Source organism: Ruminiclostridium papyrosolvens C7, from assembly GCF_000421965.1.
Lineage (GTDB): Bacteria > Bacillota > Clostridia > Acetivibrionales > DSM-1351 > Ruminiclostridium > Ruminiclostridium papyrosolvens_A.
Map to the genome: position 1 here is coordinate 129,559 of NZ_ATAY01000085.1, position 22,403 is coordinate 151,961.

The 22,403-nt window shown below is 37.2% G+C and carries 15 protein-coding genes; all 15 read right to left on the reverse strand.

All coding sequences use genetic code 11. The features are described from left to right. Positions 1-77 precede the first annotated feature (77 nt). On the reverse strand, positions 78-557 hold the full coding sequence (gene rlmH, locus L323_RS36550; RefSeq protein WP_020816643.1) for a 23S rRNA (pseudouridine(1915)-N(3))-methyltransferase RlmH: 480 nt from the start codon (positions 555-557) through the stop codon (positions 78-80). 77 nt (positions 558-634) lie between these two features. Beyond that, positions 635-1,426, reverse strand: coding sequence for an MBL fold metallo-hydrolase (locus L323_RS36555; protein WP_020816644.1), 792 nt, complete (start codon positions 1,424-1,426; stop codon positions 635-637). Between the two features lie 23 nt (positions 1,427-1,449). Continuing rightward, entirely contained in the window at positions 1,450-2,715 is a 1,266-nt protein-coding gene (locus L323_RS36560; protein WP_020816645.1) for a UDP-N-acetylglucosamine 1-carboxyvinyltransferase, read from the reverse strand. Positions 2,716-2,920: 205 nt separating this feature from the next. Beyond that, on the reverse strand, positions 2,921-3,754 hold the full coding sequence (gene yycI, locus L323_RS36565; protein WP_020816646.1) for a two-component system regulatory protein YycI: 834 nt from the start codon (positions 3,752-3,754) through the stop codon (positions 2,921-2,923). Between the two features lie 73 nt (positions 3,755-3,827). Further along, a complete protein-coding gene (locus tag L323_RS36570) occupies positions 3,828-5,333 on the reverse strand; it encodes a hypothetical protein (protein ID WP_020816647.1) in 1,506 nt (501 codons plus the stop codon). Between the two features lie 5 nt (positions 5,334-5,338). Further along, the gene (locus L323_RS36575) at positions 5,339-5,779 is read right to left on the reverse strand and encodes a hypothetical protein (RefSeq protein ID WP_020816648.1); all 441 of its coding nucleotides are present in this window, start codon (positions 5,777-5,779) and stop codon (positions 5,339-5,341) included. A gap of 107 nt (positions 5,780-5,886) precedes the next feature. After that, positions 5,887-7,710 (reverse strand): ATP-binding protein, encoded by a 1,824-nt coding sequence (locus L323_RS36580; protein WP_020816649.1) that lies wholly within the window; start codon positions 7,708-7,710, stop codon positions 5,887-5,889. A gap of 35 nt (positions 7,711-7,745) precedes the next feature. Beyond that, positions 7,746-8,444 carry a response regulator YycF gene (yycF, locus tag L323_RS36585; RefSeq protein WP_020816650.1) on the reverse strand — a complete coding sequence of 233 codons (699 nt, stop codon included), beginning with the start codon at positions 8,442-8,444 and terminating at the stop codon, positions 7,746-7,748. 186 nt (positions 8,445-8,630) lie between these two features. Next, positions 8,631-9,728 (reverse strand): TolC family protein, encoded by a 1,098-nt coding sequence (locus L323_RS36590; RefSeq protein WP_020816651.1) that lies wholly within the window; start codon positions 9,726-9,728, stop codon positions 8,631-8,633. Positions 9,729-9,747: 19 nt separating this feature from the next. Then, positions 9,748-10,992: a TolC family protein gene (locus L323_RS36595; RefSeq protein ID WP_020816652.1), complete on the reverse strand. Its 1,245-nt coding sequence runs from the start codon at positions 10,990-10,992 to the stop codon at positions 9,748-9,750. 102 nt (positions 10,993-11,094) lie between these two features. Beyond that, on the reverse strand, positions 11,095-13,377 hold the full coding sequence (locus tag L323_RS36600; protein ID WP_020816653.1) for an S-layer homology domain-containing protein: 2,283 nt from the start codon (positions 13,375-13,377) through the stop codon (positions 11,095-11,097). Positions 13,378-13,588: 211 nt separating this feature from the next. Further along, positions 13,589-16,501 carry an Ig-like domain-containing protein gene (locus L323_RS36605; RefSeq protein ID WP_020816654.1) on the reverse strand — a complete coding sequence of 971 codons (2,913 nt, stop codon included), beginning with the start codon at positions 16,499-16,501 and terminating at the stop codon, positions 13,589-13,591. 289 nt (positions 16,502-16,790) lie between these two features. Next, positions 16,791-19,634 carry a hypothetical protein gene (locus tag L323_RS36610; protein WP_020816655.1) on the reverse strand — a complete coding sequence of 948 codons (2,844 nt, stop codon included), beginning with the start codon at positions 19,632-19,634 and terminating at the stop codon, positions 16,791-16,793. A 298-nt stretch (positions 19,635-19,932) separates the two neighbouring features. Next, the gene (gene glgD / locus L323_RS36615) at positions 19,933-21,051 is read right to left on the reverse strand and encodes a glucose-1-phosphate adenylyltransferase subunit GlgD (protein ID WP_020816656.1); all 1,119 of its coding nucleotides are present in this window, start codon (positions 21,049-21,051) and stop codon (positions 19,933-19,935) included. Continuing rightward, a complete protein-coding gene (locus L323_RS36620; RefSeq protein WP_020816657.1) occupies positions 21,048-22,328 on the reverse strand; it encodes a glucose-1-phosphate adenylyltransferase in 1,281 nt (426 codons plus the stop codon). Before L323_RS36620 ends, glgD begins: the two co-directional genes overlap by 4 nt. Positions 22,329-22,403: the final 75 nt, after the last annotated feature.

Sequence of the window (22,403 nt, forward strand, 5' to 3'; positions counted from 1 at the left end):
AAATCATCTCTTGTTTACAGAAGTTATAATTCTAATTCCTGATTTTACCTATTACCTGTACTATTCACATATGAACCTCATTTGTGATATGTCTCATTCTTAATTATCTTAAAAGCCCTGTACACCTGCTCCATAAGTATAACTCTGGCCAGCTGGTGCGGAAAGGTCATTTTTGATAGACAAAGCCTGTAATCAGCAGTATTTATAAGATTTTGATCTAAGCCGAGAGAGCCTCCTATAATGAATGTTATATGTGAATTTCCAGAAAGCATTATATTTTCAAGCTTAGCGGAAAATCCCAAAGAAGTTATCTGCTCTCCCGCCAAATCCAATAATATAACGTAACTTCCCTGTTTAACTCTCTTGAGTATCTTCTCCGCTTCCTTCAGCTTAACTTGACTTTCCTGTGCCTCACTGAGGGAGTCCGGTGCGTATTCATCATCTACTTCTATAAATTCGACTTCCGTAAAGCGGGATAATCTTTTCGAATACTCAGATATTGCTTCTTTCAAATACTTTTCTTTCAGCTTTCCTACAGCTGCTATTGTAATTTTCATTTTCTTGTCTCCTAATTTTAACGGCAAAAATAAAGGAAAACCAGTAATTACTGATTTCCCCCCTTTTTCATTCTTAATTATATTATATTAATATGTCCTACCCTGTCCCTTAAAGCAACTGCAAGCTCAACGTCACTTCCTACCGCTATTTTCTTTTCGTTAAGTGCATTGTATGTTGTCTGGTAGGCAAGCTCCGGGAAATTGTTTTCACTGCTTAAATGCCCCAAAATAAATCGGGTGCAGCCTTTTTCCGCAAGATATGCAATTACCTTCGCAGCGTTCTCATTTGACAAGTGTCCGTGATCTCCCAGAATTCTTTTTTTCAATGGCCATGGGTAAGGACCCACCTTTAGCATCTCTATATCATGATTAGATTCCAGTAAAACCAGGTCATTTCCTACTATATAGTCCAAAAGTTCATCACTCATATGTCCTATATCTGTTGCCGTTGTAATCCTTTTGCCCTCCGCAAAAAAGTTAAAACCTACGGGTTCCGCTGCATCATGAGGAATCGAAAATGGCCTTACACATATATCGCCGATTTCAAACTCTTCACCGGTACTGAATGCTACTTTGTTTTCAAGCTTTACGGGCCCAAGACCGGTTTCCATGGCACACCAGGTAGACTCATTTGCATATATGGGAATATCCGCTTTCCTTGAAAGAATCCCCGCACCCCGAACATGGTCAACGTGTTCATGTGAAATTAATATAGCACTTAGTTCCTCCGGTTTTTCACCAATGGAACACAGTGCCTCAAGTATTTTCTTACCGCTCAAGCCGGCATCTATAAGAAGTTTTGTTTTTTCCGTACCAATAAAAAGCGCATTTCCACTGCTTCCACTAAATAAACTGCAAAACTTGACCATTTAATTGACCTCATTGTATATAATTAATCCTCGCATGGTACCCTGCTGATATCTGCTCCGAGAATATTCAGCTTGTGTACAAAGTCCTCGTATCCTCTATCTATATATTTGATATTCAAAACTTCAGTACGCCCCTTTGAGATTAATCCTGCAAGAACCATTGCAGCCCCCGCTCTCAAATCGGTAGCTTTTACAGGTGCACCTGAAAGTGGATTTCCTCCGTCTATGACAGCAATCCTTCCTTCAACCTTAATCCTTGCACCCATCCTTTTTAATTCATCAACATACTGGAATCTGGAATCCCATACACCTTCCGTAATAGTGCTTACACCCTCTGCAAGGCTTAAAAGAACGGTGGCCTGAGGATGAAGGTCAGTAGGAAATCCCGGGTAAGGTAACGTCATTATGTTTACATTTCGAATCTTATTTCCACCTAATATTCTTATGAAATCTTCATCTTCCTGAACGGTAACACCCATTTCAATCAGCTTAGCAGTAAGCGATTCCATATGCTTGGGAATAACGTTTTTTACAGTTACATCTCCCTGAGTAGCAGCGGCAGCAATCATAAATGTTCCCGCCTCTATCATGTCAGGAATAATTGAATGAGTTCCTCCGCCTTTTAGGTGATCTACACCCTTTATCTTTATGACATCTGTTCCGGCACCTCTGATGTTTGCACCCATAGCGTTGAGAAAGTTAGCAACATCAACTACATGTGGTTCCTTGGCAGCATTCTCGATGGTAGTCTGCCCATTAGCCTTCACAGCTGCCAACATCAGGTTTATAGTAGCACCTACGCTTACAACATCAAGGTAAATCTGAGCTCCGGTAAGATTTGAGGCATCTACCTTAACAATACCATGCTCAATCTCAACACTAGCTCCCATTGCTTCAAAACCCTTTATGTGCTGATCAATAGGTCTAAATCCAAAATCACAACCGCCGGGAAGTGATACCTCTGCTCTTCCGAACCTTGCAATCAATGCTCCCAACAAATAGTATGAAGCCCTCATACTTTTTACGAGCTCATACGGAGCTGTCCAGCAATTGATTTCTCTGGTGTCACATATAACGGTGTTGGCATCTTCTTTAGTAATTTTAGCACCTAATTTACCGAGTATCTCCAATAAAACTTTTACATCCTTGATATCAGGAACATTTTCTATCCGGCTGATACCGTTTATGATGAGTGCAGCAGGCAAAACAGCTACTGCAGCGTTCTTGGCTCCGCTAATTGTAACTTCGCCGTTTAGGGGACATGGCCCATTTATTATAAACTTATCCAAACCCTTATACACCAACCTTTTGTATAAACTGTCCAGGCTATAAACAGCAATACCTGTTTAATAAATCAAATGGTAAATCTGTAAATACATCAAATTATGTAATCAAATAGTAATTGCTAAAACATTACACACACGATTTCATTATACCATTTAGATTTAAATTATTCTACCATTAATATCATATATTAAAATTTACCAAACTTAGTTATTTTATTTCTTCGCCATTACGTGCATTAAAATAAAACTCTTTTCCATCAGTATTTCTTATTCTCCAGGATAACCCTTCGTAAAGAGTCTTTGTTTCCTTGTCAACTCCGGTATAACCCTTAAATCCCATATCAACATTACATATGTCAATGCCTTGGTATTTAGTCATCTTTGTAATTAAAATCTGATACACGGGTATAACATTTATATCTCTTCTTGCAGTTATATTTATAGGTTTTTTATATTGATATTTTAGCCCACATATTTCCTTATTTATTACCTGAATCTCAATAAAATTGTCAAATACCTCATATCCTTTATAAAAACCTTTATATATTAACAATTTTTCATTTACTTTCTTTGTATCAGGGTAGTAATCCTGTTTGAACTCATCGAATGGTAAATTCATTTTAGAAGCCAATACCTTGAATTTTGCATTGATTCCGTCTTTGCTGTCAGTATAAACTTTCACACTGTTTTCGCCAGTGCCTGTATACTCAAAGCCTGAATCGGATGTAAACACAAGCTTATTCGTATCCTTTGTATATGTATCGTTCCCTGATTTTACATACCCTTTCCCTAGAAGTACATCAGCTATCTTTGACTTATTTAAGGGGCTTTCTTCATATTGGAGTATGTAATCCTTGCCTTTATATTTAGGTATGGGACATTCTACATTTATACCGTTTTTGGCCATAATTAGTCCCGTATTAGTTATAGTTTGCTGCGATACCTGCTCAACCTTAATATTTTTATACCAGGCGAAAGCCAAAACTATATTCAATATTGTAAATACTAGTATTAAAATTATCTTGGCTCTTTTCCAGTCCATTTATCCTCCCTCTGGTCATTATGTAATTATTTCCCCTTGCACCCTGTTATAATCATATTTTGTAATTTCTTTTTTATTTTTCACTTAAAGGTACTACATACGTGCCGTTGTCCTCAGTATACAGGACAAAACTTGGTGCTATATGTTCTTTAAGCGCAGAATTTGTCAATACGTAATATATCCCGAAATTTTTAACCGAAATATCTTTGTTGCTTAGCTCCGGATATTTTTCAAATGCTTTCGAGTACATGTATTGGAATGCCCATTGATAATTCAACGGTTTTCCTGTTTTAAACTTAATCGGTATCATCTGACAATGAACTACTCTCTTTGAGTTTGCTTCAATAATAATACTGTTTTCCTGATTATCCATACCCTTTGCAACTGAATAATCCTTCAATATCAAAGGAACCTCGCCATACTGTTCGTTTACCATAATTGCATAGTCAAACTTAAAGATATATGAGTTTGACTTTTCCTCAAACGAACTAAGATATACATTTACTTTAGAAAGAAAGTTATTCTGTTTGTTAACATCTATAATAAACTCTATTGCTTTCTTATAGGCATCCAATAACCTAAGATTATAGGCTGATGACTGACTCCCTGTATACTTGTATTCCAGAACCGAGTTTTTGTATAGCCGATACACGATATCAAGTCTTTTAAAGACCACTGAACCATTGATGTCCCTGTCGTAGTCATAATCCCTGCTTGACTCTCCGAACAGCTCTGAAGCAATCTTTTCATAATCTTCGTAATCCAGGGAATTTAAGTCTGTTTCATCCATCCCTGAAAAAGTTGAACATGTGATGCTGGGATACGTTTCTTCAGTATTATCAAGCATTGGACCAAGCATATCATTTGGAAAATTTATTTCTTCGGATTTTCCCCACTTTTCAGCAGCAGTTTGATAATTTTTGGATGTCGGGTTATCTTTGAGGATATTATACATTTCTGTAAATTCCTCACTTCTCAAAGAATTAATCTTATTGGTCAAACTATATGTATATATATTCTTGTCATCTCTGATATAAAGAGTGTCGCTGTATCCGTTATCCGGGTCATCCGGACATATGATTATCTTATAAATGCTTGAAAGGCCATCTGCTGCAGAAGGCTTGAGATTTAACACCCATTTGACAATATCTGTCGGAACAGATGTTTTAAACTCGAGCATATACGGTTTGCTGGCTGCCATTTTACCCCACAATTTATCATTATATAGTTGCGTCTTTTGGGGTTTGATATCCAGAGCTTGAGCCAAATACAGCTTAGCTCCATCCCAAATACTGTTATAATCCTTTGACCCATTGGGGATAATAAAATGATCCCCATCAAAGTCTGTTGACAGCACAATTCTTGAAGGTAAAAGATACTTTGATTTTGTGTCCTCTACCGATACCTGTAATGCGATTTTGGAATCAGAAAAAAGAGACGATAAAAAAGGGAAACTGCTGGATTGAGTACTCCAGAGAATTCCCACCTGTACTACGCAAAGAACTATTAAGCATATCAAAAAAGCTGTTTTAAGCTTTTCGAAATAAAAACTAACTTTATCAGAACTTAATTTTATCATAATATTTAAAATTTATCTAAAAGCCAATTACGGATATTATCTAACAAACTCTTCTTTTCAGCAGCGTAAGTTATAGTGTAATCCTTGGTTTGCGGATCTTCTTTGGTAGCCTTAGTATAAGCTATAACCTTGATATGATTTTCACCCTTATACTTTAGTTCAACATTCTTACCAAACAGTTTACTGCTTCCGACTTTAAAGGTTAAATCTCCGTCAGTTGTCTCAAGAGGCTGGAACTTCTCAGTAACTTTATCCCAGTACTGAAACTCAATAAAAGTTTCATCGTAGGTACACACGCCACAAATTGAGAATATGGGTTTTTCTACTACCTCATTGCCGTCCGGTCTGGTAATCTTGACAATATTTGAAGCTGCCAATGCAGGTGCCGCGAATAACGCTGTCATAACAGAAACTATTATAATAAAAATCAGTATTTTTGATTTCATACTATCACCTCGAGAAAAAAACAACTATTTGTACTATTTCCCAGTACTATATATTTATTATAATACAAATTCTGTTACAATTCCATTACATGGCATTTAAATAATATTTACACTGCACGTGGTAATTTAACTGTTACCTCTGTACCTTTCCCAATTTCACTTGAAATATTAATAGTACCGCCGTGTGCCTGAACAATTTCCTTGGCAATAGAAAGGCCTAACCCTGTGCCTCCCATATCTCTGGACCTTGCCTTGTCTACCCTGTAGAACCTTTCGAACACCCTGGGTAAGGACTCACTTGGAATTCCTATCCCCGTATCCGTAACTTTTACATATATATCGTTATAGATTATACCTACATATACTGTTATTTCACCATTCTCAGAGGTATACTTGATTGAGTTGCTTATAAGGTTTACAATAACTTGTTCCAATCTATCTTTATCAGCGCTTATTGCCGGAATATCACCTATTACATAGCTTTCAAGCTTTTGTTGCTTTCTTTGTGCTTCAATTTGAAGCCTTTCAACAATAGCTTTTACAATGGCGTCAAGAGACACACTTTCCATTTTCCAATTCATTTGCTGATTATCGAGTCTGGATAACTGGAGTAAATCCTTTACCAATCTGGTCATTCTGTCAGCCTCGGAATCAATTACACTAAGAAAACGTACTGATGTTTCCTGATCCTCCATGGCACCTTCCAAAAGTGTTTCAGTGTAGCTTTTTATTGAAGTGATAGGTGTACGAAGTTCATGTGAAACATTTGCCACAAATTCCCGTCTCATACTATCAAGTTTTTGCTGTTCAGTGTCATCGTGAAGTACTACTATAATACCTTCCGGTTTTTTATTGGTATCTGTAAATACAGCGAAATACACCTTTACATACATATCATTTAAAATAGTATCTGATTCCCTCACAGGTGATTCTTCAAAATAAACTATATCTTCAATTCTGACATCCAGACCTACCTTAACGGCAAATTCTTTGAAAGGATTGTTTACCACGTCATTGCCAAGGAGCTTTCTTGCTGCCGGATTAGCGTGAATAGCCACTCCCTTTAAATCAAAGGCTATTACACCGTCAGCCATGTAGTTGAGTATTGTCTCAACCTTGTTCTTTTCACTTGAAATCTCGGACAAGGTCTTCTTAAGCTCAGATGCCATATAGTTGAAGGTTCTTGTCAGATTTCCTATTTCGTCTTCCGATTTAACCGCCAGCTGTTCGCCGAAATCTCCTTCAGCAACCTTTTCAGCCTTATGCATAACACTTATTATTGGAGATGTAATAGTCTTTGAAAGCATGTATCCCAGAAGCAATGACAAAAAAACTGCTATAAGAGCGCTGGTAAGTATTAAATAGTTAAACTTTTCCAATATTGGCAACCATGCTTCTTCCTGATACGTAAAGTAAAAAATCAAATTGTCCTTCGGCTGCTTTATATATTCAAAATATTTGCCGTTAGCGCCTTTAATTAACCGATCGTTTTTCTGAGGTTGGTTCCCAGCCCAGATAGACATGAGACTTTCACTGGTTTTAATATTATTTGCAAACGCCTCAGAATCATCTGTATAACCCTTTTCAGACGAATAAAGGATTCCTCCGGTAGAAGTCTGTATCTTCGTTAAGTCAATTATTGTCATCCCAAGGTACGAGGAGTTTGCCCCGAAGAACAGGGCATCCCCACCTTCAGTAAAATATTCCGAAAGTTTTTGATTGGATTCCGGAACACCGCCTCTTACATCTATCCAATTTTTATATCCTGTTTCTATACTGTTTGCAAAGCTGTCATAATATATATTCTGTAGCCCGGTATTAATAACTACATATACTACGGACACCAGAATAATACACATTGAAATGAAAATGTATACAAGCTTCCACTGCAGACTGCTGAGAAGCCTAAAAAACCCTTTCCAAAATTTCATGTTAACTCCTACATATTACATTTAGCTAAATTAAACTAAATTTTATTGAAATAGTATCCTACTCCTCTTTTAGTGACAATATACTGAGGATTTGCAGGATCCTGCTCGAGTTTTTCCCTTACTCTTCTGACTGTAACGTCAACCGTTCTAACATCCCCGTAGTATTCATACCCCCAAACCTTTTCCAGAAGAGTTTCTCTTGAAAATATGGTGCCTTGCTGTGCTGCGAGGAATTTTACTAATTCAAATTCACGGAGAGTAAGCTCTATAGTTTCTTCTCCCCTCTTAATTTCATATCTGTCTACATCAATAGTCAAATCTCCATACTTGTTTATGTGCGAATTATTATCCTCCCCAGGTTGCTCACCGGGTATCAACCTTCTGAGGTTTGCCTTGACACGTGCCATTAGCTCTCTTGGGCTAAATGGCTTTGTTATATAATCATCTGCTCCCAGCTCTAGACCCAAAACTTTGTCCACTTCCTCTTCCTTTGCAGTTAACATAAGAATAGGTGTTGAAATAGATTGTCTTAATTTTCTGCATACAGTGAACCCATCCATTTTTGGAAGCATTATATCCAGCAAAATGAGATCCGGATTCTGGGAAAGTGCGAGGTTAACTGCTTCCTCCCCGTCATAAGCCTCTATTGTATCATAGCCTTCCTTCTTTAGGTTGAATTTCAATATGTCGACAATATTTTTCTCATCGTCTACAATTAAGATCTTTTTGCTCAAAATGACACCCCTAATCAAATTTTTTATGTATTTCTACACTCAAACCTACCTGAATTATACCATTAAATATACGTAATTAAAAATTAATATTTTGGTAATAGTGCTTTTTATGTAAAATGAAGGAGTATAAATATAATATACTCCTGTAACTTAGACGTAATATTTATGAAAAGGTTCCGCTTTTATTTAAAAATTTGTCCTGAAGGTATCATAAGCAATTAAATAGTCTAATTTTGCTTTTTCCAGTGCTATTTGTGCCTCATCTTCATTAGCCTTTTCTTTTTCGTTTTCAATTAATGTAATTTGTCCCAACTTATATTTGACCGCAGATATTTCAGTAAGCTTCTTTGTTTTTTCGCATTCGAGACTGTTTATTTCTATGTCATCCCGTAAATTAAGGAGAGTATTAAAATCTGAGCGTACTTTGACGTTTATATCTTTTTTAAGCTCTTCCAAAGTGTATTCTGCATCAAGAACACGATCTTCAACTTCATCTATCCCGTTAGTATCTGGCTTGTATGAATATTTTTTTACTATTTCGTATTCCAGCCGAGCTTCTTCAAGGTCTCTTTGCGCTTTTATTATATCATGATTTTTTAAATTTTGACCTTCTGCTGTCTTTTCTATATTTATGTTATCCACACTATTAACCGGAATATCCACTTTTTTCAGCTTAGTACTGCTGCTTAGTTCAAATCCAAGTAAACCATTCAATTTAATTATCTGAACATCTCGTTCTCTTATCAGGCTGTTTACTTTCTGCTGTTCCTGATTTATTGATATTTGAAGGCTTGTAACGGTACTTTGAATAGCTGTTCCGCTCTTTAACTGTTTCTTCTTAATTTCCAATTCATTTTGCAGCCTGTTAACTGATTTCTCTCGTAAAGTTATGAGCGTATTTTTGTTTAATATCTCGTAATATGCTTTTGTAACATCTCTTTCCAGTAATTGGGCTTTATTTTGCTTTTCCCATACTAAATGATCTATTTGATTCTTTCTCTGTAGCGGATACAGAAGTTCTTCCTTTTTATTTGATATCAGTTCAGCATCATCATCCCAGCCTTTAGCCATTGCGGAGGCCGATTTTGCATATGCTAAATCATAACGTTGTTTTGCATATATAATCTTATCGTCGTAAAGCTTTAATTCCTTACTGTTACTCAGAGCTGTCTCGATAGCAGACTCTAAGCCTATTTCGGCTGATGCCTGTACAGAACTGAATATATTTGTATTAATCAATATTAAAAGACCTATTACTATACAACCTATAGCTTTTGCTCTCATATTCCATCATCTCCTCAAATTAATTATACCCCGGCCCTATATTACAAGAGTTTTTAAACTTATATATCGTATAATCAAAATCCCTGACTTTGGTGTCATAGTCATTTTGAGCCATTTCCAGCGAAATCATTGCTGTATTATAATCCATATTGCTCAATGAACCGGATTTATTTAGCAGTTTTGAAGCAGCGAAGCTTTTTCTTTCAGACTCCAGAGACAATTTTGAATTTTCCATTGTTTTACGCTTATCCACAAGGTCTGCATATGCGCTTTTTAATTCCTGTTCTACTGAAATCTGCTTTTCCTTTATCTGATTAGTTATATCAGGAATCTGCAGTTCCATGTTCCTTTTATAAATATCCAGTTCAGAATTACTAAATTCAAATGAGTAGATTAGGTTAAAGGTATACAGTTGTATTTCCGCTGCCTTTAAGTCCATTTTAAGTGAAGTGATCTCGTTTCTGTTTATCAATGCTCTTTTAACATAATTTTCATATTTGTCTATCCTGTAATCAATATTTGCTTTATAGGGTATAAGGGTAACATCAATATCAATACTGATTCCCAATTGCCTTTTAAAGGACATATCCAAATTATGCAGGGTTCTTTTAAGCTTGTTTAGTTCAATACCCTGTTTTTTATATTCTGTTTCAATTGTTAACCTGTCAACCTCTGAAATTGCTCCGTTTTTATGGTCCGTTACCGCTTTATTAAATCTCTGCTTTTGCAATTCATATGCCTTCTGCGCTATATTAATATTCTTAGTTATGCTCAGTATTGAATCAAAGGTTTGCCTTATACCATCCTCAATGGACAAATATGTTAATTCCTTATTCAAACAGCTCTTTACAATTGCCGCACATGCCGCAGCATCAGGAAAATCCTTTGGATTGATTTCAGGCTCAAGTTGAATGTCTTTTACCGCATCAGTACCGTTTAAAACTGTATAAAGCATCAGAAGCTCACCTTGTTCATCAAGACTCATGAGTTTATGTGAAGTTAATTTAGCATATAACTCATTCATCCTGTCTACCATCACATATCGGTCAGCGTTGAGTACGTCAACGGCGTATGAGCCTTCATACTTCTTTCTCAAATCCTTGATTGTTTTTCCAAGACGAGTCAGCTGTCCGTTATTTTTCACCGCAAGCTGTGTTGCATCTTTAAGAGTTAAAGTCATTGTGCTTTTCTCTTGTGCATATGTATTTATAGATGAAAAAGCAAATGAGAATAATAACATAAAAAGTATTACTTTTTTGTACATTTTATCCCTCCCCTTCCATATACGGGTTTGTCCCAACAAATGTCTGTAATACAAAAGAGAATAGCAGAATATCCACTATTCCCTTTAATTTTAAATACAAGCCTATTTGTCAGAACCCATGATTACCTGTACTGGATTAAATTCAGACCCTGAGGATTTAAACAGTCCGGAGATATCTTTAAGTGATGTAAACCTTATTGTATACCTGTTGTTAAAGTCCAGTTTATCAAACTTGAGTATCATCGAGGTAGCATTAATATAATTTACAGAGGTTGGTATTTTCTTAACAGTATTTGCACCGTCACTGTACTCAAGTACATAATTTGAATTCAATATATTAGGAGTTTCCAGTGAGACTTCTCTTGAAAAAGTCAATTTCACAGCATCCTTAGCAATTATAACCGCACTGCTGATATTCGGTTTAACTGCTTTCAAGTCCGTATTGCAAGGGAAGGATGCATAAAGTAGTGTCCCTATTGGATTACCCATATAGTCCTTAAGTGCTGCTTGTACAACCAGCTTGTAACTATCCCTGTATTTAAACTGGCTGTCATTTCCAATGAATAAACGTACCTTTTTGGGCTGTTGTGGATCAAAATATGCCTTAACCGGAATTGATGAATACATCGCATTTGTAATACCTATAAATGTGTAGTTATTACTGACAGCAGCTGTTTCACTATCCAATTCACGGTTGAAATAAACATCAAGTGTACCGGTATCAATAACCCTTATATCGGTAACATTCAAGACACCGCTGTCAGTGTATTTCCCGGAAAATGAGTATTGTCTCTCAGTAATACTTTGCTGTCTTGAAATATCATTGAGATTATTTATCATTAGCTTATATTCCTGAGTGGAATCCAACCCGCCATTTATGGTCAGCAATACACTTTTACCGTTGCTGGATACATCAGGTGCAACTACAGCCTTTGTAATCTGAATCTGATAGTCAGCTTGGGAAGTAAGACTATAATTGTATATCTGCTGTGCAAGAGTAGGATTAACCTGCTTATTAAAATCAATCCTTATAGTCTTGTTATTTAAAGCATATATTTTATCAACTGCAAATTTCACATTGTCTTCATTTATACTAATAAACGCTCCTGAGTCACCTTCGGCTTCTCCCAAACGAACACCGTATTCGCTGTTTAAATCACCCGAAACCTTTATTCTGTATTCTTTATCAGGTGCAAGGCTTATCCCTTTTAATGTCAACGAGACAGCATTTTTCTGAGAGTCCAAAGCCTTTACCGCTATAGTATTTGCACTGCCTGTTACTATTTCATTATCACCGTCTAAAATTGAGTAAAATGTGGGGTCTTCGGCATTGATATTAACCGGCTGTGTAAAATAGATATTTATAACATTCTTACTTACAGGTTTTATACTGCTTATTTTAAAGAAATCAGAAATTATCTCCTTCTGTATATAGCCCGGAAATGCAGCTTCAACATATGGGAGCTTTATATTGTCATCCATATCAGATACATTAGATATTTTGAAATAATAATTCTTTTGGGGAACCTGTAAAGCAGTTTTTATAGTCAGTGTATTTCCTTCTTGTTTTATAATAGAGGCATTTAGCACCTCACTGTCATTTCCAAAGGTATTTATCTTTACATCGTCTGCCGTAAGCTTCTGAATTTCCTTATTAAATTTTACAATCAACGTCATGGCACTCTGTGGGATGATTTCAGTTATTTCAAGTTTATCTGCCTCTGTTAATAATCCTGCTGAAATTGCTGCATCAATTTTGACTGCACCGCTGCTTACAAGTGCTTTCAACACGGATACTTGAGAACCATTGGGATTTATGCTGAGTGTGTGATAAAGCAACTCTACCACATCGCCACGCTTATACTCGCTGTTTACATCTGTCTTATCAAGATATGCGCTGTCTGTTACCAGCCCTGCTTCATATGCCTTTGTAAATACTTCAGTTCCTGTAAATTCACTATATCCTATGGCTTTTAAAACCATAGTCAAAAAGGCCTTCTCATTCAATCTGTCATTTGGCCCGAATTTCCCGTTAGGATATCCTCCGATAATGCCACTTTCACTGCAATATCCTACATATGGAGCATACCATGCAGACTGTACTACATCTGGAAAGCGTGATACCTTAAGCCTGTCTTTTTCCTGATTAACATATTCAGCCTTGCCCAATAGCTTCACTATAAAAGTAGTCGCCTCAGCTCTTGTCAAATATCCGTCAAGGTTGAAGCCTGTGTTTGTTCCCGATAACAATGAAATCTTGTTCAATGCTGTTGCTTTCTCGTTTGTTGTCATACTATCCTCATTTCCAACTGCAAAAGCCTGCATAAAAGATAGTAAGCAAATGACCAAAGCCAATACTACAGATAATTTTCTTCTTATGTACATTGTGTCCCCCTTTTCACTTTCCAGAAATATTCCCTCTGTTTACCATTATATCAATATAGTTATCTACAATAAAGGCAAATTTTCTAGATAGGACCTGTATTTAGGTTACATATTTGTAAACTCTGGAGAATAAAAAAACCATATAAAAAAGGAACTGCCCTAGGGCAGTTCCTTTTTATAGTATGGATTTGCATCCAAACTTTAGTATTAATTATTTAGTAGCTGTCTTTTCGAAGTCAGCTACCTTGTTTGTAGAAGTGTCAGTAATTCCAGCAACTGAGTTGTATTTAACTACAGTTGAGTCTGAGAACTTCTTACCATCTTCAGGTGTAAGAGTTATTATGTTAGTCGAAGTACGAGTAACTGTTTTTATCTTCACATCACCTGATACTGAGAAACCATTCAATGTTGAAGCAGCTAAAGTAGTATTATCAATAGCTTCATTGAATGTAACTTCGATAGTACCAGTAGCTGTAACCTTAACTGTATTAACAGTTGGAACAATTACGTCTGAAGCAGTTTCAGAACTAGTTGTTATAACTGCACCTAAGTATGATTTAGTATCAACAGCTTTAGTACTATCAACAGACAATAGCACTATTGTCGCTGTAGGTGCAGCTTTAATATATGTTGCATCTTCTTTAAGCTCTGCTCCCAAGTTAAATTCAACTACAGACTTTCCTTCGTCGTTTACTGTCACACTAGCAACTGATAACGCAATTTCCTCGTTATCTGCATTTGCGAGTTTAAACCCAGTAGCAGTTATGGTTGAAAGTCTACCATCAAAAGTAACCTTTATTCTCTTCTTAGATATAGCTTCAACTTTTGCAATTTTTATAGAATCCTCTGTAGGTGTCACATCTTTAATATAAGTTGCCAGAGTATTTCCTGCAATGTCTTTTACAAGACCAACCTTAATTAAAACTGCACCTGCTGTAAGAACAGGAGTACTCTTATCTAATACAATTGTAACTGACTTTCCGTCAGCAGCAGGAGTAACTGTATCAAATTCACCCAAAGCAACAAAACCTTTAGTGTCACCAAGATCCTTCATGAAGTTAGCCTTCACCAGAGTTGTAGGATCCATTTGTTCGCTAAATGGAATATAGATGGATGCCTTCTTGTTATCGTTACCTGCTGAATCTTTACCAACAACTATTTTTGCTGCAGTATCAAGTACTTTTGGAGCAACCTTATCAGTAAAGTTCAATGTTGATGTATAAGTGTCCATTGCATTCATTACAAATGCGTTGTCCTTAACACCCTTGATTTCAATAGAATAAGATCCGCCACCCAATTCATCTGTAAATGCAAGCTGTACCTTATTAAGTGAATCGTCATTAACAAGAGTTGCACCAGAAACGGATATAACCTTTCCAGTTGAATCTTTGATTACATAGTTTGCTGTCTGTTCAGCTGTTGTCTTATCCAGCTTTTCTGAGAAGACAACTGTTAACTGCAATGTATTGTCGAACTTAACTTCTGTAACTGTTGGTTTAACAGTATCAAGAGTTATGTTCATAGGAATAGTTGTAGCCGGTAATTTGTTTCCCCATAAGTCCTGAATCTGAGTGCTATTTGCATCATCATATCCAATATACAGGTTAGTTGTTCCTAATGGTATTACACTACCTGAGAAGTCAATAGTAAGTGTTGTTCCTGCATCAGTAAGAGTTACCTTAGCAACCTCTGCACCATCAACTGTTTTTGTATCATTACCTTTTACAAAATATGTGTCTGTATTATATGTATGTCTGTATCTAACATTAGCACTCTTAACACTATCCTCGTTTAAAGGCTTGTTAGAAGTCAATACTACAGTCTTAGGGTCAGCTGATTTCAAAGTAAGTACAGGAGCTGTCTTATCAATAGTTACTGTGAAGTCAACAGTTCTTGGAAGTACTTTGTATCCAGCGCAGTCAGTAACTTCTTTTCCCTCAAAGCTTATCTTGTGCGCACCCTCAGTAAATGGAACACCTACCGTTACAATCATCTTGTTAGTATCTAATTCTGAAGTCAATACAGTATAGTATCCACCATCAATCTTATACTCAGTAGTTCTAGTAGTTTCTGCGTTAGTTTTATGTGCTATAGGTTCGCTGTATTCTACTGTAAGAGTACTTGGACCTGAAACTGTTACACCAACTACTGTAGGAACAGTAGTATCTTCAAACTTAACTGCATCACTCTTGTAAGTAGCTATATTCTTAACTTCAACTATAGCATTCTTACCATTGTCAACTGCTGTAGTAAGAGTTAATATAACAGTTTTACCATCTGCTTGCAGAACTGGCTTACCAGATCCTCCAACCAAGTCAGAAGTTGCACCTTCCTGAGTAACAACGTAGTTTTCTTTCTTTTCTGCATCAGCCTTTACAAGGTCTTTTGCAAATGTGATTTGAACCTGCTTCAAGTTCAAAGCTTTAACGCCAGTAACTGTCTGAGCAGCTGGAGCAACTATCAAACCAGCTTTTTCAGCAACTGCTTTCTTAACAGCGTCTGTTCCAACTAAAACTTCAACAACTGTCTTAGTTGCATCTTTAGCCTTAACAGTTAAAGTATCAAATACTACTGCAGTAGCAGCATCTCTTGTAAGATCTGCATCAGTAATATCATCTACGATAGCTGAAAGAAGTTTTCCAGCTGACTTAGCAGCTAACAATTCAACTGATGTAGCATAATCGTTCTCAGCTGCAAAACCGAGAGCGTTCATGAACATAGATGCAAGGTCTTTTCCCTTTAAAGGATCGCCAGCAGCTAACTTGTTGTTGCCACCTTTCATAACGCCTTCTTGAACAGCAAGAGCTACCCAACCTTCAGCCCATGCTGGAACTTCGTCAGCATCATCAAAGTTTGCGATTTTGGAAACATCTGCTGCTTCCATATCTTTGTCTGTCTTTCCTAATACAGTCTTTAGTACTAATACAGCACCTTGTGCTCTAGTCAAATCTTCACCAAGCATCAAGTCACCGGTAGTGTCTCCCTGCCAAATGCCAAGATCCTTAAGTACTGTTGCTTCATTTTCAAAATCGTATGAACCTGAAGCAGCGAATGCAGCAGTCATAGATGTTAATACCAATGCTACGGCTATAACAACTGCAGTAAGCTTTCTGAGATTTCTCATGTTCTCAAATCCTCCTTGTGTATTTTGTAGCGGGTGGGCTTTAAATTCCAGAGCGGGCTACGCCTCTCCCACTATTTATAGCCCAACTCGTTCAACCTATTTTCCAAGATTCGGTAGCAATAGATTTAGATTACCTAAATTTACCTATCTTGATTCATATGTATTATATCACTGGCAAATTTTGCAGTCAACGTGGTGATTTTAAGTGTAAAGAATTTGTAACAGAAATGAAACAAACCCCGGTAATAATACCGGGGTTTGTTTCATTTTATTTCTGATTAATTACTTATTATTTAGCAATCTGAGTAAAGCTTGCTATCAAGTTTGAACCGTTATCAGCAATACCTGCTGCTGAGTTGTAAGATACTGAAGTTTGGTTAGCTACAAGACCTGTTCCTGTAAGAACAATTGTTGTTGCATCTCCGCCCTTCAGAGCTACTGTAGTTAACTTAGCATCTCCGCCTGTTACTGAGAAGCCATTTAATGTTGCTGCAAGAGTGTCTGCTTTGATTGCTTCGTCAAACTTAACTTCGATAGTTCCACCAACTACTGTTACTGATACTATTGAAGCAGCTATCTTATCATCTGCCTGTTTTCCAGCATTATCACTGAGTACAGTTCCTAAGAAGCTCTTAGTACCTGCTGCTGATGAAGCTGCGAGTGATACTGCATAGTTTGAAGATTTTGCATCAGCACTTAATTCAGAACCGAGGTTGAATATAACTTCTGATTTTCCGTCGCTGTTAACAGTGTGGCCTGCTACTGAAAGATTTATTCCGGTATTAGTACCGTTTGCTATCAAGCTGTAGCCTGCTGCTGTAACTGCTGACAATCTTCCGTCATATGTTACCTTGATTTGTTTCTTAGCGATTGCTTCAACCTTTTCGATTGCAATTGCATCCGCTTCAGGATCTGCATTAGCCGCAAACGCTGCCAGGCCATTGCCTGCTGCATCTCTTATAGCTCCTACTACTACATTGATATCAGTTACTGCAGTAGTTCCGTTGTCGATTACGATTGTAACTGACTTCTTGTCTGCTGCTACAGTAAGAGTATCGTTGTCACCAAGAACTGCTGCTGTTCCGTTATTTACAACCTTCATGAAGTTTGCTTTTACTAATGATGCTGCATCCATTACTTCACTGAATGGGATGTAAACTGTTGCTTTTTGATGGTTTGCATCTGATAAATCTATTAAATGTTTAGCTGTACCAAGGGTTGGTCTAACTGTGTCATTTATGTTCATTGTTGCACTATATGCGTTCATTACGTTTGGAACAAGTGCTGTATCTTTTACATTCTTAACTTCTACTGTGTAGCTACCACCACCAAGAGCATTAGCTGTTGAAGTTGTCAATGTTACTTCATTAACATCAGTACCGCCAAGTTCAGGTGTATTGATTGTAACTACTTTTCCAGCTGAATCTTTAACTATGAAGTTAGAAGCTGTTTCAGCAGATGCTTCTTCTACTTTCTTGCTGAATATTACTTTTAATGTTGAAGCGTCAACAAATTTAACTTCAGTTACTGCAGGCTTAACTGTATCCATTGCTACTGACAAGTCAAGGCTTAATGCTTCTAACTTATTTCCCCATAAGTCTTGTATCTTATTTCCTGTATCACTGCTATAAGCAATGTACAGCTTGTTAGCACCAAGAGGAATTGGCTTTGCTGCCCAGTCAATTGTAATTTCTGTTGAAGAATTAACTGTTACCTTAGCATCATTACCTGCTAATTCATACAGGTTACTATTGTAAGTATGTCTGTAAAGAACGTTTGCATCATTTACATTAGTTACAGGCTTATTGAAAGTCACTTTAACTTCTGTAGGTGATACAGACTTAACTGTTGCTACAGGAGCTGTAGTATCAGCTGCAACTGTAAAGTTGATTGTTCTTGAGATTACTTTGTAATCAGCATAGTCGCTTACGTTTGTACCATTGATTTTAAGTGAATGTTCACCATTTGTGAGGTTAACACCAACTGTAACATCAACCTTATTGCTTCCGTTTGCAACTGCATTTGTTACAATGTAGTTACCATTGTCAATAGTGTACTCAGCGTTGTTGATTCCCTTTATAGGCTCGCTGTATTCAACTGTGATAGTCTGTGGCCCTGTTACTGATACTCCTGCAACTGTTGGCACAGTTGTATCTGCAACTGCAACTGAATCATTTGTATAGGTAGCAATAGTCTTTACTACAACCTTTGCTACTGTTCCGTTATTAAAGTTTGAACCCAATGTAACGATGGCTGTTTTTCCGTCTGCCTGAAGTGCTACTGAACCACCGCTTACTAGGTCAGTTGTTGACCCACTGTTAAATGCATTGAAGTATTCAGCTTTTTCTACAACTGACTTATCAACTGTCTTGTTGAATACTACCTGAATCTGTTTCAGATTCAACGCCTTTACGCTGTCAACTGCAAGAACTGCTGGAGTAGCTATAAGTCCAGCGTTTTCAGCAATTGCTCTGAGGTTTGGCTTAGCTTCTACTATTTTTTCAATTATTGTTGCTTTTCCGTCAGAGTATTCTGATGTCAATGAACCAAACATGATTCCTACTGCCTGATCTCTGAGAACTGACTTTTTAGCAAATGCAAGGTAATCAGCGATTTCCTTTGCTCCATCAACCTTTGAAAGCTGATTGATTGCTTCAGTCCAGCTGGATACTGTGTATCCGAGTTGCTTTAGAATAAGAGTTGCAAATTGTCCTCCGAGAAGAGCCTCGTCAGCATTTACAAATACATCCCCGGTAGTTGTGTCTTTTGAACCTGACATAATATTGTTCTTAACTAAGTAAGCCAATCTTTTCTTTGCATATGTAGGTATTTTGTCAGCATCTGCAAAATCCTTCAGAATTGCATTTGCTTCTTCTTCGGTTAATGCTTGTGCAGCAGTATCCATATTGAAGAGTTTTGCTAATAAAGTTGCACCCTGTCCTCTTGTAAGTGATGTTTCAAGAGATGGTACAAATGAAGTATCGCTCGTTCCAGCATATAATTCCAGCTGATTGAGAACACTAGCCTTTTCTCCGTTTACCGGAGTGTATGCGGCTGCAAATGTTGGTACTACTGATGACAACATAATTGCACCGGCAACAACTGCAGCAGAAATCTTTTTAAAATTTCCCATTACTAAATCCTCCCCTAGATGTTTTCTGGCCAATGGTTTTACAGGGATAAATCGGCCACTAGATTACGTCCCCGGCTTGAAATGGTTTAAAATCAAGGCCTTACGAGTAACTGCACGCCTTAATTTCATACTCATTATAGCACCAGATTTTTTGTTGGGTCAACATAATCTGCGTTATGTAAATTAAATGTAATCCCCATGTAATAAAGGTTTGGGTAAAGATGGGTATAAAAAAGAAACAGAGCTTGCCTTATTAACGACAGCTCTGTTTTATAAGTAATTGGTTACAAATTGAGTATTACACAATAACATTTTTACCAATAATAATTGGCCATGATTTCTCACCCTTGAGGCATCTGTTTTTTGAAAGTACTACGTTTTTATCAAGTATGGCATAGTTGAGGGCCGAGTTTTCTTCAACAATACTTCCCTGCATTATAATACTGTCTTTTACGACAGCGCCCCGTTTTATGGTTACACCTCTGAAAAGTACGCTGTTTTCAACCACTCCCTCGATAATGCATCCATCTGCAATTATTGAGTTCTTAACCTCTGCTTCTTCGTTGTACTTGGCAGGTGCTTCATCCTTGACCTTTGTATATATTTTTAATTTCCCCAGCAATTCGTTATTTACTACAGGGTTCAGCAGTTCCATATTACATTTGTAATACATCTGTACCGTAGACATGCTTCTCCAATAGCCGTTGTATTTATATCCATAGATTTTGAGCTTATGGAGCATCTTTATTATAATATCAAGTACAAAGTCATAGTATCCATGTGCAACGCTCTCTTCAAGCAGTGCAATTAATAATTCCCTTTTTATCATATAAATACCCAGGGAACCATTGAGTGTATTAGGATGCATGGGTTTTTCCTGAAAATCAATTAATCTGGAGGAACTGTCAAGTTGCATAACACCCATATTGGTCAGTTCCTCCATAGGTATATCATTCATTTCACGATAAGCTACAGTTATATCAGCATCTTTTTCCTTGTGAGCGTTGAGCATATCGTCAAAGGTTGTTGTAAATATACAATTGCCTTGGGAAATCAATACATATTCCTCATTACTTCTTTTTAGAAAGGTCAGATTGTTGTACATGGCGTCAGCTGTACCCCTGTACCAGCCCGTACCTTCATCGGATAAAAATGGAGGGAAAAGAAAAAGCCCGTCTGTTTTTCTATCCAAATCCCATTCCTTACCTGAACCAAGGTGGTCCATCAATGACCTGAAACTGTACTGAGCTATTACACCTATATTTGTAATTCCTGAATTAACCATATTTGAAAGTATAAAGTCAATAGCTCTGTATTTCCCTCCTACTGGCACTGCCGGGCTTGACCTCATGGTTGATAGCTCCTTGAGCTTTGTGTTACGGCCGCCTGACATTATTATTCCCATTACATTTTTCATTCCGCCACACCACCTTTGAATACACTTTTGCCGGATTCAACATTTAAAGATGTAAAATCGGCTGCTGAAGCTCCTATATCAATCATAACATTCTTTCCAATTACAGCATCAGCAGGTATACTTGCCTGTTCTCCTACAACCGTAATTCCTGAATTGTAAATTCCTGACTTGTATTCATTAGGCACGTCTGCACCTTCTCCTAGCCTTGCCTTTTCGCCTATTATAACCTGTTCGCTAATTATAGACCTGTTTACATATGCGTTTTTACATATCCTTGAATTTGACATTATAATTGAACCCTGTATAACTGCTCCCTCTTCTATATAAGCACCTGGGAATAAAATGGAATTTACAACTGTTCCATAAACTGAGCAGCCTTCAGCCACTATGGATTTTTTTACACACGCGCTACCAGCTATATAGTGAGCCGGCTTAACAGGGTTCGGAGTGTAAATTCTCCATTCTGGATCGAATAAATTAAACTGGGGAACTCTGCTTACCAAGTCCATATTTGACTCCCAAAAGGCCTGTATTGTCCCTACATCTCTCCAATAGCCGGAATACTGGTACGCCCACAGACTTTTGCCATCTGCCAGCATTGCGGGGATTATGTTTTTTCCGAAATCATTTTCTGAATCGGAACATTCATTATCCTTTATCAGATATTCTCTAAGAATTGACCAATTGAAAATATAAACGCCCATAGATGCAAGGGTGCTTTTTGGATTTTTGGGTTTTTCTTCGAATTCATATATTTTGCCGTTGGCATGGCAATTCATAATACCGTATCTGCCAGCCTCTTCATAAGGCACATTAATAACTGAAATTGTAGCATCTGCATGATTCTCCTTGTGAAAATCAAGCATTTTGGAGTAATCCATTTTGTAGATGTGATCACCGGATAAAATAATTACATAATGAGGGGAATACTTATCTATATACTGGATATTCTGGTAAACCGCATTTGCAGTACCTTTAAACCATTCACCTATCTCGGCCTTTAAATAGGGGGATAGTATGGTAACACCGCCATCTATCCTGTCCATATCCCATGGTTTACCTATTCCTATATGGGCATTGAGCTTCAGCGGTTGATATTGGGTTAGAACGCCTACTGTATCAATTCCGGAATTTATACAGTTACTAAGAGAAAAGTCAATTATTCTATATTTCCCTCCATATAGAACCGCAGGCTTGGCCACATTCTTTGTGAGGACACCCAGACGGCTTCCTTGGCCCCCGGCCAGTAACATTGCTATCATTTCTTTCCTAATCATTGCACCAACTCCCGGTTAACTGATTTTATGCTGCTTTAACGTACAATTTACTATTATAATTCTACATTTAATTTA